This is a genomic window from Halomonas sp. PAMB 3264, assembly GCF_031954245.1.
Taxonomy (GTDB): domain Bacteria; phylum Pseudomonadota; class Gammaproteobacteria; order Pseudomonadales; family Halomonadaceae; genus Vreelandella.
The window spans coordinates 3277283-3291895 of record NZ_CP134866.1 but is presented as its reverse complement, the minus strand read 5'-3'; the positions used below and the strand labels follow the sequence as shown (position 1 = coordinate 3291895).

At 64.7% G+C, this 14613-nt stretch carries 16 protein-coding genes; 8 read left to right on the top strand and 8 right to left on the bottom strand.

Features of this window, described 5'->3' with window-relative positions:
* Positions 1–3: 3 nt before the first annotated feature.
* From RN347_RS14900 to dctP, 3 genes are all read right to left on the bottom strand, one after another.
* Positions 4–1338 carry a TRAP transporter large permease gene (locus RN347_RS14900; RefSeq protein ID WP_311958763.1) on the bottom strand — a complete coding sequence of 445 codons (1335 nt, stop codon included), beginning with the start codon at positions 1336–1338 and terminating at the stop codon, positions 4–6.
* A 2-nt stretch (positions 1339–1340) separates the two neighbouring features.
* The gene (locus RN347_RS14895) at positions 1341–1862 is read right to left on the bottom strand and encodes a TRAP transporter small permease subunit (protein WP_263586058.1); all 522 of its coding nucleotides are present in this window, start codon (positions 1860–1862) and stop codon (positions 1341–1343) included.
* A gap of 90 nt (positions 1863–1952) precedes the next feature.
* A complete protein-coding gene (gene dctP, locus RN347_RS14890) occupies positions 1953–2942 on the bottom strand; it encodes a TRAP transporter substrate-binding protein DctP (protein ID WP_311958762.1) in 990 nt (329 codons plus the stop codon).
* Between the two features lie 146 nt (positions 2943–3088).
* Between dctP and RN347_RS14885 the strand changes: the two genes are divergently transcribed.
* The 5 genes from RN347_RS14885 (at position 3089) to RN347_RS14865 (ending at position 6569) form a co-directional block, all read left to right on the top strand.
* The gene (locus RN347_RS14885; RefSeq protein WP_311958761.1) at positions 3089–3772 is read left to right on the top strand and encodes a GntR family transcriptional regulator; all 684 of its coding nucleotides are present in this window, start codon (positions 3089–3091) and stop codon (positions 3770–3772) included.
* A gap of 90 nt (positions 3773–3862) precedes the next feature.
* Positions 3863–4861, top strand: a complete 999-nt coding sequence (locus RN347_RS14880; protein ID WP_263586061.1) for a GlxA family transcriptional regulator — start codon at positions 3863–3865, stop codon at positions 4859–4861.
* Positions 4852–6000, top strand: a complete 1149-nt coding sequence (locus tag RN347_RS14875; RefSeq protein WP_311958760.1) for an MFS transporter — start codon at positions 4852–4854, stop codon at positions 5998–6000. Before RN347_RS14880 ends, RN347_RS14875 begins: the two co-directional genes overlap by 10 nt.
* 30 nt (positions 6001–6030) lie before the next feature.
* Positions 6031–6396, top strand: coding sequence for a hypothetical protein (locus tag RN347_RS14870; RefSeq protein WP_263586063.1), 366 nt, complete (start codon positions 6031–6033; stop codon positions 6394–6396).
* On the top strand, positions 6396–6569 hold the full coding sequence (locus RN347_RS14865) for a DUF1289 domain-containing protein (protein ID WP_263586064.1): 174 nt from the start codon (positions 6396–6398) through the stop codon (positions 6567–6569). Before RN347_RS14870 ends, RN347_RS14865 begins: the two co-directional genes overlap by 1 nt.
* 30 nt (positions 6570–6599) lie before the next feature.
* Here RN347_RS14865 and RN347_RS14860 read toward each other — a convergent pair whose 3' ends face one another.
* The 4 genes from RN347_RS14860 to RN347_RS14845 all read right to left on the bottom strand — a co-directional run bounded on the left by RN347_RS14860 (position 6600) and on the right by RN347_RS14845 (position 10892).
* Positions 6600–7643 (bottom strand): ABC transporter ATP-binding protein, encoded by a 1044-nt coding sequence (locus RN347_RS14860; RefSeq protein WP_311958759.1) that lies wholly within the window; start codon positions 7641–7643, stop codon positions 6600–6602.
* Positions 7631–9334, bottom strand: a complete 1704-nt coding sequence (locus RN347_RS14855; protein ID WP_263586066.1) for an iron ABC transporter permease — start codon at positions 9332–9334, stop codon at positions 7631–7633. The genes RN347_RS14860 and RN347_RS14855 overlap by 13 nt, the downstream gene beginning before the upstream one ends.
* On the bottom strand, positions 9334–10311 hold the full coding sequence (locus RN347_RS14850; protein ID WP_311958758.1) for an ABC transporter substrate-binding protein: 978 nt from the start codon (positions 10309–10311) through the stop codon (positions 9334–9336). Before RN347_RS14850 ends, RN347_RS14855 begins: the two co-directional genes overlap by 1 nt.
* Positions 10312–10412: 101 nt before the next feature.
* Entirely contained in the window at positions 10413–10892 is a 480-nt protein-coding gene (locus tag RN347_RS14845; protein WP_311958757.1) for a peptide-methionine (S)-S-oxide reductase, read from the bottom strand.
* A 286-nt stretch (positions 10893–11178) separates the two neighbouring features.
* Between RN347_RS14845 and RN347_RS14840 the strand changes: the two genes are divergently transcribed.
* The 3 genes from RN347_RS14840 to RN347_RS14830 are packed head-to-tail and all read left to right on the top strand — an operon-like array spanning position 11179 to position 14176.
* Positions 11179–12045, top strand: a complete 867-nt coding sequence (locus tag RN347_RS14840; RefSeq protein WP_263586069.1) for a putative selenate ABC transporter substrate-binding protein — start codon at positions 11179–11181, stop codon at positions 12043–12045.
* 2 nt (positions 12046–12047) lie between these two features.
* Positions 12048–12701, top strand: a complete 654-nt coding sequence (locus RN347_RS14835) for an ATP-binding cassette domain-containing protein (protein ID WP_311958756.1) — start codon at positions 12048–12050, stop codon at positions 12699–12701.
* The gene (locus RN347_RS14830; protein ID WP_311958755.1) at positions 12701–14176 is read left to right on the top strand and encodes an ABC transporter permease; all 1476 of its coding nucleotides are present in this window, start codon (positions 12701–12703) and stop codon (positions 14174–14176) included. Before RN347_RS14835 ends, RN347_RS14830 begins: the two co-directional genes overlap by 1 nt.
* Positions 14177–14265: 89 nt before the next feature.
* Here the strand turns inward: RN347_RS14830 and RN347_RS14825 are convergent, their stop codons facing one another.
* On the bottom strand, positions 14266–14550 hold the full coding sequence (locus tag RN347_RS14825; RefSeq protein WP_263586072.1) for a YrhK family protein: 285 nt from the start codon (positions 14548–14550) through the stop codon (positions 14266–14268).
* Between the last annotated feature and the right edge of the window lie 63 nt (positions 14551–14613).

The window sequence follows — 14613 nt, the reverse complement described above, 5'->3', positions numbered from 1 at the left end:
CCTTTAGCCCATGATCAGGTTGGGCAGCCACAAAGCGATGCCGGGGAACAGGCACAAAAGCAGGATGCCCAGCACCATGCACAGCGCGTAGGGGAGGCTTCCCAGCAAAATGTCGCGCAGCGAAATATCTGGCGCGATGCCCTTGATGATGAACAGGTTGAGCCCCACCGGCGGGGTGATCAGGCCGATCTCCAGGTTGATGGTCAGGATGACCGCGAACCAGTAGGGGTCGAAGTCGGCGGCCAGTATGATCGGCAGCAGAATCGGCGCGGTCATCACGATGACCGCCACCGGCGGCAAAAAGAAGCCGGCGACCAGCAGGAACAGGTTGATGACGCCCATCAGCACCCAGCGGTTGACCTCCAGATTGGCGATTGCCTCGGCGACGGTCTGGGTGATGAACATCGACGAGAGCGCATAGGCGAACACCTCGGCGGTGGCAATCACCAGCATGATCATCACGCTTTCGCGCAGCGAGTCGCGCATGATCAGCTTGATCGGCCCCACCTGCCACATGCGGTAGATGATCACCGCCAGGGCGAGGCAGAGAAACGCGCCGACGCCGGCGGCCTCCGACGGCGTGGCCACACCGCCGTAGAGCGCGAATAGAATGCCCGCGACCACGGCGAGGAAGGGCAGCACCCGTACCAGCGCCTTCAGATTGGCATCGACGTTCTCCTTGACCGTTTGGGTGAGCTTTTCCGCCGAGGCCGCCATGGGATTGTTATATCCACCGGCCATCTTGCAGGCGATCATGGTCCACACCATGAACAGCCCGGCCAGCATGAACCCGGGCACGACCCCGGCAATGAATAGCCGCCCGATCGAGGTCTCCGTCGAGATGCCGTAGATGATCATGGTGACCGAGGGCGGAATCAGAATGCCCAGCGTGCCGCCGGCGGCGATGCAGCCCGCGGCCACGCCATCGGGGTAGCCGCGCACGCGCATCTCTGGAATGCCCATCTTGCCGATCGCCGCACAGGTGGCCGGTGACGAGCCGGAAAGCGCGGCGAAGATCGAGCAGGCGCCGATGTTGGACACCGCGAGCCCGCCAGGCAGCCGGCCCATCCACAAATCCAGCGAGCGGTATAAGTCGCGCCCGGTTGGCGAGGAGGCCACCGCCGCGCCCATCAGAATGAACATCGGAATGGCGACGAAGCCGAACTCGGCGATACGGTCGAAAAAGGTTTCACCGAAGTAGGTAAGCTCCGAAGGCCCACGGTCGTACAGTAGGGCAAGCAGTGAGACACCGCCCAATGCGAAGGCGATGGGCGTGCCAATGGCCATGAGGACGATGAGGCCGACGGCCACGATGATGCCTAATGTGATGGGGTCCATGGTTAGCCCTCCCCGCGCAGAATGTCGGCCACGTACTGCAGCGACAAAAGCGTCGCACCCAACGCCATGGGCAGAAGCGCCGGCCAGAGCGGCGGGTTCCAGACCGAGCCGGTGGTCCAGCCACCGTGAAACGCCTCGATCACGTAGACCCAGGCGCCGTAGGCAAGCGCGACGCAAAAGCCCAGCCCGAAGAGCGCGGCGATCAGCTGCATCGCGCGCTTGACCACGCCCCCAAGGGCGTCGGGTAAAATGGTGATGGCGACGTGGCCCCCGGTCATCAGCACGTAGGGGCTTCCCAGCAGCATGGCGCCGGTCACGGAGAAGATGGTGAACTCGGTTTGCCAGCTGGTGCTCATGCCCAGCGCGTAGCGGATGAACACCATTTGGCAGATCGCCAGCACCCCGGCGATGAACAGCGCACAGGCGAGATAAGCAAAAAAGCGCGAAAGTATATCCATGGAGCGGATATACCCGCCGATGACCCCGGCGCGCGCGGCGGGGCGTTGCGTCGTTGTAGTCGTCATAAAGGCCTCATCGAGCTAAGCGGGCGATACCCCTGGCCACTGCCTGCGTACTGACGCGCGAAGTGGCCAGGGGGGAGCGTGAGTAAGGGCTTACTCGACCGCTAATGCCGCATCGATGATGGCCTGCCCGTTGGGAACGCTTTCGGCGAAGTTCTTGTAGGAGGTCTCGCGGGCAATATCCAGCCAGGCGTTGTAATCCTCTTCGCTCATGCTGACCACCTCGACCCCGTTCTCCTCGTACACATCGACCATCTGCTGGTCGATGGCCGCGGCCTCTTCGGCGAAGAACGCCTCGGCGGCCTCACCGGCCTCCATCAGCGCGGTCTGTTGCGCCTCATCGAGGCCCTGCCAGACCTGCTCGGAGATCAGGATGGGCTCGTACATGAACCACAGCGCAAAGTCGCCGGGCTGGGTCATGCAGTCGACCTGCTCGAAAAGCCGGTAGGAGATGAACGACATCGAGGAGGTGTTGGCAGCGTCGAGCACGCCGGTCTGCATGGCGGTATAGATCTCGGAGGAGGGCATCGAGGAGATCGAGGCGCCGGCGGCTTCGAGCATCTCTTCAAACGCCGGGCCCGCCGCGCGGATATTCTGGCCTTCGATCGTGTCCGGCGAGGTAATGCACTGCTGGCTCGAGGCGAAGCCGCCGGAAAGCCAGGCATCTGCCAGCACGCGGGCGCCGCCGTCGATGATGACCTCCTTGATCATCGCCATGTACTCGGAGTCGTTGAGGCGTTGGGCGTGCGCCTGGTTGCGCACCAGCCCCGGCATCAGCGTCGCCGAAAACTCCGGGTGGCGGCCGCTGGCGTAATCCAGCGGAAGGGACGTGATATCGAGGCGGCCGCGGGTAATGGCGCCCCACTGTTCGCGCGCCTTGAACAGCGACTGACCGGGATAGACTTCGATGGTCAGGCCTACATCGGCGGCGGCCACGTCGCGGGCCATCATCTGGACCATTTCATCGCGAATGTCGCCCTGGCCACCGGGAAACTGGTGCGAGGCGCGTAGAACGGTATCGGCAGAGGCGGCGGATGCGCAGAGCGCAAGGGCGGTCGCCATCGGGATTACGATGGGTTTCATGGGGCATCTCCAACGTTTGTTTTTGTGTGTTTGGAAGCGCTTTTAATGTTCATCAGTGAGACTGATGTATATTTCAATAGCGTTTCAGTGTGCTAATGTCAAGAAGCATGCATAACAAAAATAAACGTCAAGCACGAGGAAAAGCCATGGTTTCCACCAAGCGCTCCAGCGCTCAGCGACTGCGCGACAGTCTCGAAGACGACATCATCAACGGCCGACGAAAACCCGGCGAGCGGCTCGACCCGGAAGAACTTGGCCGTGCGTTCAACGTGTCGCGCACGCCGGTTCGCGAAGCGTTTCAGCATCTGGTGGCGAGCGGGCTGGTCACCGTGTCGCCCAAAAAGGGCACCTTCGTGGCAAGCGTGGGGCTTGACCGGCTCATCGAGATGTTCGAGGTCATGGCGGAACTCGAGGGCATGTGCGCTCGGCTGGCGGCGCGGCGCATCACCGAGACGGAGCTCGACGCCCTGCAAGTCGCCCATCGGCGCTGTGAGGCCGCGGCGCTGGCCGGCGACACCGACGAGTACTACTACGAAAACGAGCGCTTTCACGAGTGCATCTACGCCGCTAGCCATAATACCTTTCTGGCCCTCGAGGCGCGTCAGCTCAAGCAGCGGCTCAAGCCCTACCGGCGCCTGCAGCTGCAGGTCCGCCAGCGCATGCGTGGGTCGCTAGCCGAGCATCAAACGATCGTCGATGCGATCACCCGGGGCGACGCCGCCCAGGCCGAGCAGGCGCTTTGCGAGCACGTGTTGATCCAGGGCGAGCGGTTCAGCGACTTCGCCGCCAGCGTTCATCGCCTTCAAGCCCAGGTCGACTCGACTGGCTAGGGTGATGTCCCGATCGGTGGGATGATGGTCCTTGCCGACACGGCGCCGGCGGCGGACACTGGGCCGACCCTCTCGATTCGGAGACGCCGCGTGACGCGCCCCATCGCCTTCATTGCCTACCCCGACTGCCAGATGCTCGATATCAGCGGACCCTGGCAGGTCTTTGCCACCGCCAACAAGCTCAGCGGTGAAACGCGCTATCGCTTGAGCCTCGCGGCGAGCACGCCGGGCATGATCACCACCAACGGCGGCCTCGCGGTTCAGGCCGATTGCGCCGTCGGCGAGCTGTTACGTCAGCCGCTCGATACGCTGCTGGTCGCCGGCGGCAGCGGCGTGATGCAGGCGCGCTTTGATCCGGCCCTGACGGCGGCGCTTTGTAAGCTTTCGCCCAACGTGCGTCGGCTGGGATCGATCTGCAGCGGGGCGTTTCTGCTGGCCGAGGCGGGGCTTCTGGACGGCTGCCGCGTGACCACTCACTGGCGCCGGGCCGAGCAGCTGGCGCGCGAATATCCGCGCCTTGCCGTCGAGCCCGACGCGCTCTATCTCGAAAGCCGCGGGCGCTACACCAGCGCCGGCGTCACGGCGGGTATCGACCTGGCGCTTTCGCTGGTCGAGGCCGACCAGGGGGCCACGCTTGCCGGGCAGATCGCCCGGGAGCTGGTGATGTTCTTGCACCGGCCCGGCGGGCAGTCGCAGTTCAGCGAGATGCTGCAAGGTCAAGGCCGCGCCGGGCCACTCAAGCGGCTTTTGGATGTGCTTCACGCCGACCCCGGCGCCGCGCACAGCCTCGAGAGCATGGCGGCGGTCATGGCGGTCTCGCCGCGCCACCTCACCAGGCTGTTCAAGCGCCACCTGGCGCTCACCCCCGGCACCTACCTGACCCGGCTGCGCCTGGAGCAGGCGCGTGGAGCATTGCTCGATGCCCCGAACGTGTCGCTCGAACGGCTGGCGGGGCGCTGGGGGCTGGGCGGCGCCGAGCAGCTTCGCCGGCTCTTTCAGCGCCACTACGGCGTTTCGCCGTCCGTTTACCGCCAGCGCTTTCACCACGGGTACCGCGAACCCCTTCAAGGAGAACCCCCATGCCGCTAACGGTCATCCTGCTATCGCTTTGCCAGGCGCTGCTGGTCAGCGGCAACATCCTCTTGATCGCGGTCTCGCCGCTGGTCGGCGCCGCGCTCGCCCCCAGTGCCTCACTTGCCACGATGCCGGTGGCGAGCCAGTGGCTGGGACTGATGTGCGCCACCGTGCCCGCCTCCCTGATCATGGGCAAGCTTGGGCGCAAGCGCGGCTTCGTGCTGGGTAATCTCGTCGGGCTTTTGGGCACCGGGGTGGCCATGGCGGCGCTGACGCTGGGCCGCTTCCCGCTTTTCCTGCTCGCGACCTTTTTGATCGGCGTGGGCATCGGCTTTGGCCAGCTCTACCGCTTTGCCGCACTGGAAGCCGCCGAGGCGCGCCACCGCGAGCGCGCCCTGGGGCTGGTCATGGGCGGCGGCTTGCTCGCCGCCTTCGCCGGCCCCTGGCTTGCCCGGTTCAGCCGCGAGCTCTCCGACATACCGTTTCTGGCAAGCTTTGCGGGGCTCGCCACGCTCTACGTGCTCGCGCTGGGTCTGCTGCTCGTCACCCGGCTCCCGCCGGCATTCAGTGAGGCGCCGACGGGCGAGCAGCGCCCGCTGGGCGAGATTCTGCGCCAGCCCGCCTTCCTGGTGGCGGTCGTCTCGGCAATGGTCGGCTACGCGGTGATGAACCTGGCGATGACGGCCACGCCCTTGGCCATGAGTCACGCCGGGCACGGCTTCGATCACGTGGCCATGACCATTCAGTGGCACGTGGTGGCGATGTTCGCGCCGTCGTTTTTCACCGGGCCCTTGATCGCCCGGCTGGGCGCTCGCAGGGTGATCGTCGTGGGCTGCCTGCTGCTGGCGGCGAGCACGCTGGCCGCCCAGTTCTCGCTCAGCGTTGCCGGCTTCAACGTGGCGCTGGTGCTGCTCGGCCTTGGCTGGAACTTTACGTTTCTGCCGGCCACCGGGCTCGTCGGCCAGGCCTGGCGCCCGGCGGAGAAAGCGCGGGTGCAGGCAGCCAACGAGTTTCTGGTGTTCGGCGCCGTGGCGGTGTCGGCGCTCGCGGCCGGGCCGCTGGTGAGCACGCTCGGCTGGGCGGCGCTCAACGCGTGGCTGCTGCCGGTGTCGCTGTTACCCATTGCCTTGCTGGCCTGGCAGCGCTACCGGTAGGATCGTGCTTTTGATAAAGAGCGAGTCTCCATGATAGCCAAACGAGAGCGCGGAAGAGTCGAGCGCGCGCTGGTCGATTCGCTCACTCGCGCCTGCGAGGAGGCCAAGTTCGAGCTCGACGGGTTCGTCTGGCTTACCCACGAGGTGGATTACGGCCACTTTCCAGCAAGCCTGCGCGTCATCTGGGTCTTCGATACCGACGCCCACTTGGCCCAGGCGCTGAAAGGGGAGGGTCAGCAGCGGCTGGAGGCGCTGACGACGGTGGCGCTCGAGGAGGCCGGCGTGGCTATCGAAACCCCTGCCCGGCACATCGAGGTTGATAGCGAACAGGCCTGCGCACGTACCCACGGCGGCGACTGGCGGCGCCGGTTGCGCGATAAAGGGGTCAAGCACTGATGGCTCAGAAGATCGAAAGTCCCTGTATCGGGGTGTGCCAGCTCAAGAGCGGGCTTTGCACCGGCTGCGGGCGCAACATGGACGAGATCAGCCGCTGGTCTTCCATGAAGCGCCCGGAAAAGATGTCAACGCTCAAGCGCGCCGAGCAGCGACGCAAGAAGCTCGCGCGCTGAACGCCTTCTGTCGGCCAGCTTCTGCGCCGGCTAATCCCTTTCCAGACACCAGCCCTCGGTCAGCGACAGCGCCACCGGCTGGCCGGGCGCCAGCGCGTGCGGGTGGTAGGCCATGAGCGCGGTGCCATCCAAAAGGCGCAGGTGCAGCTCGAAGCGCTCGCCGCGAAACGTCTGGTGCTCGACGCAGGCGATCAGATCCTGATCAACCGGGGCATCCGGCTTGATGCGAACGTGCTCCGGGCGCACCAGCACCGGCTGGGTGCGGGCGTGGGCAGGGGCGGCCAGGCCCTGCATCAGCGCGGCCTCTTCAAGGCGCTGGCCCGGGGCACCGGCGGCGATGTGAAGCTCGCTGCCCTGGCCGATGAAGCCCGCGACCCACTGGCTTTTGGGCTCGCGATAGAGCGTCTCGGGCGTGGCCCACTGAACGAGGCGGCCTTCGCGCATCACCGCGATGCGATCCGCCAGCGCCATCGCTTCGCTCTGGTCGTGGGTCACGTAGACCATGGTGGCCTGGGTGCGGCGGTGAAACGCGTGAAAGCTCTGCTCCATGGCGGCGCGCAGGTGACGGTCCAGGTTTGCCAGCGGCTCGTCGAGCAGCACTACCGCCGGGTCGGTGACAAGACATCGGGCAAGCGCGACGCGCTGGCGCTGGCCGCCGGAAAGTTGCTGGGGCGTGCGGCTGGCGTAGCCTTCGAGCTCTACAAGCGCCAGCGCTCGCTGAACGCGCTCGCGGTAGGCCTGGCCGCGCACCTTCTTGAGCTTGAGCGGGTAGCCGACGTTGTCCGCCACGCTCATGTGCGGCCATAGCGCGTAGGACTGAAACACCATCGCCATGTGGCGCTGCTCCGGCTCGACGTGGTGCGAAGCGCTTGCCAGCAGCGACTCATTCAGGCGGATCTCGCCGCGGGAGACCGGCTCGAAGCCCGCCAGCATGCGCAGCATCGTGGTCTTGCCGCAACCGCTGGGGCCAAGGAGCGCCACGAACTCACCGGGCTCCACGGTGAGCGACAGGTCGTCGACGGCGGCGTGCTCGCCAAAGAACTTGCTCACACCGTCGATACTCAGCGCTGCCATGGAACGACTCCCTTGGGTAGACGAGGCGCCAACAGGCTCAAGGCGAGCATCAGCACGGCGACCATCGCGACCACCAGTATCGATACCGCCGAGGCCAGCACGCTTTCGCCGCCTTCCTCCAGATTGAAAATCAGCACGCCCAGGGTTTCGTTGCCGGCGCTCCACAAAAGCGCCGACACCGTGAGCTCGTTCACCGCGAGCAAAAACACCAGAAGCCCGCCGGCGAACAGCGCCGGCGCCACCAGCGGCAGCACGATCGTCGCCATGCGGCGCCAGGGCCCGGCGCCGGCGAGTTGGGCGGCCTCCTCGAGCGACGGGTCGAGCTGGGCAAGACTCGCCGCCACCGGCTTCAAACACACCACTAAAAAGCGCGCCAGGTAGGCGATGAAGATCAGCGTCAGCGTGCCGTAAAGCGCCACGTCGATGAGCGGAAGCGGCCGCACGAACAGCAGAATGCAGGCGATGGCGAGGACCACCCCGGGCAGCGCGTAGGGCAGCTCCACCGCGCCGAGCGCCAGGCGCTGTAGCCTGGGCGACAGCCGGTAAAGGCGGTAGGCCAGCGGCAGGCTCGCAGCCATCAGCAAAAGCGCGGCGCCGCCGGCGAGCCACAGGCTATTGCTCACCGCACGCCAGGTCGCGCCCTGGCGGCTCAGCACCTCTTCAAACGCCGCGAGCGTGGCGGTAGTGGCGTTCAGCGGCACGCCCATGGCGGGCACCAGCGAGCTGATCATGAGCGCCAGCAGTGGGGCGATTAGAATCACCAGCAGCACGATGACCATCAGCGCCGTGATGGGCAGCTTGAAACGCCCCAGCGAAAAGTCGTGGGCGCGGCCGCTGTGGCCGGTCAGCCCAAAGCGGCTTTTGCCCATGAAATGCTGCTGAAGCGCCACGCCGAGAAGCGCAATCACGCCGATCAACAGCGACAGCGACGCCATTTCCGGCAGCACCCCGGTGCCGAAGCTCGCCATGCGCTGGTAGATCAGCGTCGGCAGCACGTAAACCCCGGCGGGGATGCCGAGCATGGCCGGAATGCCGAAATTACCCAGACTCGAGATGAACGCCATGGACGCCCCCGCCACCAGAGCGCCGCGTGTGACCGGCAGCACGATATGGCCCCATACCTGGGACTGGCGGGCGCCACTGATGCGCGCGGCTTCGATCAATTCCCGCGGCAGCGACAGAAGCGAGGTGCGCAGCGCCAGAAACACCAGCGGCGCTGCCTGAATGCCGAGCAGTAGCGCGATGCCTTCGGCGGAGTAGAGCGGCTGGGGGCTGCCGAGCGCCGGCGCTACCCCTAAGCTCTTCAGAAGCGGGCTCGCCGGGCCGAAAAGCTGCAGCCAGGCAAGGGCCGTCACCTGGGGCGGAATCATCATCGGCAGCATGAAGCAGAACACCAGCACCGCTTTTCCGCGAATGTCGGTCAGGGTGATGACGAAGGCAAAGAGGCTGCCAAGCACGAGCGCGATCAGCATCCCCAGCCCCGAGGTGTAGACGCTGTACCCGAGAGCCCGCCAGGTGGCGCCACTTTGTAGCACGCGCACAAGCGGTGCGTCGCTGCCGAGATTGAGATCTCCCAGCGCCTCGAATAGCAGCCGCGCGCTGGGGGCCAGGCTCAAGATGACGATGACGAGCGTCAGCGCCGTCAGAAGTCGCCGTTGCTGGCCGCCGGCACCGATCTCGAAGGCCACCATCAGCCGCCGAACAGCTCGCTAAAGCGCGCCTTCAGCGCCTCTTCCTGCTCGAGGGCCTGGGCGGTATCCACCGGCATCAGCTCGATGGTATCCCGCGCCGGAAAGCCGTCCGGCGGGGCGGTGCCGTCGCGGGCGGGCAGGTAGCCCTGGCCGCTGACCAACTCTTGGCCTTCCTGAGAGAGCACGAAGTCGACGAACTGCTGGGCGGCGTCGACGTTATCGGCATCCGCCATGATCGCCACCGGCTCGGTCACTGCGCTTACGCCCTCGTCGGGAAACACGAACGCGACCGGCGAGCCCTTGGCCGCTTCGCGAATCGGCAGAAAGTCCACCACGATGCCGTAGGCCTTGGTGCCCGCCGCCACCGCGTTGAAGACGCCGCCGTTGCCGCTTTGCGCCTCGACGCGATTGTCGCGAAGCCCTTCATAGTAGGCGTCACCCAACTCCGGGTTGTCGGTGAGCGCTGCCATGTGAATCAGCGCCGCCCCCGAGTAGAGCGGGCTCGGCATGGCGACCAGACCCTCGTAGTCGGGGTCGAGCAGGTCCTGCCAGCTCGACGGCTGGTGGTCGGCGCCGGTGTTGTAGACGATGCCGGTGGTGATCAGCTTGGTGCCGTAGTAGTAGCCTTCCGGGTCGAAGAGGCTTGAATCGAACGCTTCGCGCTCCGGGCTCTGGTAGGGCTGCAGGTGGCCATCATTCTTGAGCGACTCCATGGTCATGCTGTCCGCAATCAGCAGCACGTCCGGGTTGCTCACGCCGGCGGCGAGCTCCGAGCGAAGCCGCGTCATCAAGCGCGTGGTGCCGTCGCGCACCCACTCCACCTCGATCTCCGGGTGCGCTGCCATGAAGGCATCGACGGTCTGCTGAGCGTCGCTTTGCGGCTGGCTGGTATAAAGCGTCAGGGTTTCGGCGGCGCTGATGGTAGAAAGCGTAAGGGTCGAAAGCGCAACGGCAAGGCAAAGCGGGCGTTTGAGCATGGGGACGTCTCCAGGAAGGTGAGCGCCCACTAGCCTACGAGCGATAGTTGACACTTCTGTGACAGCGCTGCCTGGATGGCAACCATTCACTGAAAAGCGCGCTAGACGCGATACTTGCGCAGCAGATCGAGCGGGATGTGGCAGTAGTCCTCAGGAAAAAGGGTCAAGCGGTCCTGATGTTCCGGATCGCTTTTGACGTAGTTGGAAAGCGGCGCCACCTCGACCGCGATCCTGTCGCTATCGTCACGCCCGCGAATATAGGCCCGGGCCGCCTCAAGATGCGCCGCTCGTCGGCTGTAGACCCCCGTGCGGTATTTTTCACCGACATCCTCCCCCTGGCGGTTCACGCTGTAGGGGTCGATGATTTCAAAGAAGTATCCCATCAGGGCCGCCACGCCCACCTCGCGCGTATCGAACTCGACGCGCACGCACTCCGCGTAGCCGTCGTAGTTCGATGACGTGGTCGAGGTGGTGCCGTTGGCCCGACCGGCTTCGGTACGCACGACCCCGGGGAGGTGGCGCATGAACTCCTGCACGCCCCATAGGCAGCCGCCGGCAAAAAAGATCTCGTGTATGGTCATTCGTTTTACTCTTTTTAAAAAAACGCCGGTACTTTCAATGCGATAAATAGGGGCGGCGTTGATGTGATCGGTCGCTTTTATAGATGCTTTCATGGCGCCTATCAAACGCACCAGCGTGTGCACACAAGGCGTCGGTCTCCTGATGAAAGTCGACAATCCTCTGGCGGTAAAGGATGATGTTTTCAAGCACCGTTTGACTGACAGCGCAGGCGATGCTGTTATTCTTGGGTTAGGTTTGCTTCGGCGTGCTCGGCGCCGGTTTCTTCATTCATGAAAGGACGCTCCCATGTCTCGCCCACCGCTACTGGCCCGTGCGGCCGTTCTGTTTGCGCTGGCCTCACCCTTGGCCGCCGCCGATACGCTGGTTTTCACCGCCATTCCCGACGAGGACGAGACGCGCCTGCAGCAGCGCTTTCAGTCGGTGGCAGACTACCTTTCTGACGAGCTCGATGTCGACGTGCGCTTCATTCCCGTGACCTCTTATGCCGCCTCGGTCACCGCGTTTCGCAACAATCAGGTACAGCTGGCCTGGTTCGGCGGCTTTACCGGCGTGCAGGCGCGCGAGCTGGTGCCCGGCTCCCAAGCGATCGCCCAGGGCGTCGAGGACCCGGAGTACAAGAGCTACTTCATCGCCAACGCATCCACCGGCATCGAGCCGGTCGAGTCCGATACCGCACCAAAAGCGCTCGAGGGGCTGACCTTCACCTTCGGCTCGCAAAGCTCGACGTCCGGGCGGCTGATGCCGGAGTACTTTCTGACTCGCGATCTGGGCGCCTCGCCGGGCGAGCTCTTTTCGCGCGTGGGCTACAGCGGCAACCACAGCCGCACGGTGTCGCTGGTGCAGTCCGGGGCGTATCAGGCGGGCGTTCTGAGCTATACCGCCTGGGAGAACGAGGTCGAGCAGGGCAACGTCGACCCGGAGCAGGTGCAGGTCGTTTGGGAATCACCGACCTATCCGGACTACCATTGGACCGTGCGCGGCGACGTCGACGAGCGCTTCGGCGAGGGGTTCACCGAGCGGTTGCAGCAGGCGCTTCTGGATATGGACGACCCGGAGCTTTTGGCGAGCTTCCCGCGCTCGGGCTTCATCCCCGCCTCGAACGAGGATTTCCAACCGATTCATGACGTGGCGGTCTCGCTGGACCTGCTGTAAGGGTGAGCGATTTCGTTTTACAAAACGCCGAGGCTTACTACGGCGCCACCCGAGTGCTCGAGCCGCTGTCGTTTACGATCGACAAGGGCGAGCACGTGGCGCTCATCGGCAAGAGCGGGGCGGGCAAGTCGACGCTGCTCTCCTTGATGTATGACCGCTGGCAGACACAGCCGGTGGCGCTGATGCCCCAGGCGCTGGGGCTCGTTGATACGCTGTCGGTGTTTCACAACGTCTACATGGGCAGGCTCGACCGCCACCCCTGGTGGCGCAACCTGGCGACCCTTGCCAAACCCTGGAAGCGCGACATCGACGAGATCGTCGCGCTGCTCGATGACGTTGGCATTGGCGAGAAGCGCTGGACGCCCTGCGGTGAGCTCTCCGGCGGCCAGCGCCAGCGCGTGGCGGCGGCTCGCGTGCTCTACCAGCAGGGCGAGTTGCTGTTGGCCGACGAGCCGGTCTCGGCGCTCGATGGCCCCCAGGCAAGTGCGATCATGGGCAAGCTGACCCAGGGCTATCCGCGCACGGTGCTGGCGATGCACGATCTGGAGCTGGCGCTTGCGTTCTGTACCCGAATCGTCGGGCTCAAGGAGGGGGCCATCGCGCTGGATGCGCCGAGCAAGACGCTCACCGCCGCCTCTCTTCAGGATCTCTACTGATGCCGCTCTCTGCCACGACCCGCGTCACGCTCGGGTTCGTTCTGCTGGCGCTGGTGTGCCTGGCGCTTGGCGATTTCGAGATCAGCGCCCACGCCCCCTGGCATTCGCTGGGCCAGCTTTTTTTAGGCTTGCTCCAGCCGGATTTTTCGAGCGTCGACTCGCTTGGCGGGGCGCTGTTGCGCACCGTGGCGTTTGCCTTCGTCGGCGTTGGGGTGGGCTCGCTTGCCGGGATGCTTCTGGCGCTTGTCTTCCACCGTTGGTGGGTGCGCACCTTCAGCGCCTTCATTCGCGCCATCCACGAACTCTTCTGGGCGCTAATCTTTCTTCAAAGCTTCGGCCTGCATCCGGTGACCGGGGTGCTGGCCATCGCCATTCCCTACGCGGGCATCTTCGCCAAGGTGTACGCGGAAATCCTCGATGAAACCGACCCGCTGCCCGGTGAGGCGCTGCCGCGAAGAGCCGACCGGGTCTCGACACTCGTCTACGCGCGTATCAGCCAGGCCTGGCCGCACCTGGTGAGCTACACGGCCTACCGTCTGGAGTGCGGGCTGCGCTCCAGTGCGGTGCTCGGTTTCGTCGGCATGCCGACCATTGGCTATCACCTGATGGCGGCGTTCGCCCAGGGCCACTACCCGACGGTGGGCGCGCTTTTGCTGATGTTTTACCTGTTGATCGGTACGCTCAGGTGGTGGGCGCGCCCGAAAATCCTGCCGCTTTATCTGCTCGTAGCGCCTTTCTTTCTGGGCACGGGGCTTCCCATCATGTGGTCGAACGTGACGCGGTTTTTCACCGAGGACATCGTGCCCGCGCCGCTCAGAAGAGGCGAGGGGCTCGAGGCACTGTGGGCGTGGTTGACCCGGCTGTTCGTCGACCAGGCGCTGCCGGGCATCTGGAATACGCTGCTGCTCACCCAGATCGCGCTGGTGGCGACCGGGGTGCTGGCGCTGCTGCTCTTTCCGCTGATTTCGCGCCACTTCATGGGCCGCTTCGGCGGCGTGGCGGGCCACGTGGGTCTGGTGGTGATGCGCTCGACGCCGGAGTACATGCTGGCGTTCATTTTGCTGCAGCTCTGGGGGCCGTCGATGCTGCCAGCGGTGGTGGCGCTGGCGCTGCACAACGGCGGCATCATCGCGCACCTTATCGGGCGGCGCAGCAACGAGGTGACGCTCAGACAGGACGCCCCAACGGGGGTGAACCGCTACGCGTACGAGATAGTGCCACGCCTTTACGGCCCCTTTCTGGCGCTTTTGTTCTACCGCTGGGAGATCATCATGCGCGAAACGGCGATTCTCGGCATCCTCGGCATCGCTACCCTCGGTTTTTACGTGGATAGCGCGATCCAGGAGATTCGCTTTGACCGCGCGATGGTGCTGATATTGATCACCGCGCTACTCAACATTGGCGTCGACGTGCTGGCAAGGCGCCTGCGCGGACATTTGCGCCTGCGTCACGGGGTCAATCGCCAGCAGTGTTAGGCGCTCTCTAACGAAGGCGACTCATGAGTCGATGAGCGGGTGCGCGCAGGCTCGGCTGCGCTAAAAACGTCGCGCCGCCAAAGCCTTGATCAGGCGTCCTGGTCGGTGTCCGGCAGCCGCTTGAAGTAGATGAAGCGGTGAAGCCGAATGAGCGGGCGAATCAAAAGCTGCACGCTGCCGATCAGAAACAGCCACACGCCGACGGTCTGAATGCTGCCCTCATAGAAAAAGCAGACGCTGCCAATCACGAACCAGATGCCGATCAGAATATCGTTAACGATGCTCAATACTTCGTAGCGCTGATGAACGACGAGTTCGCGCTGGCCAATGGTGAAAAGCCAGTCGCCGCTTTGGGAATGCTGTTGGCGCTGCATGAAAATCTCCTTGAATTAAAAACGAACGTTAATGATAGAGCATGTGTCACATCGTGCTGGTAC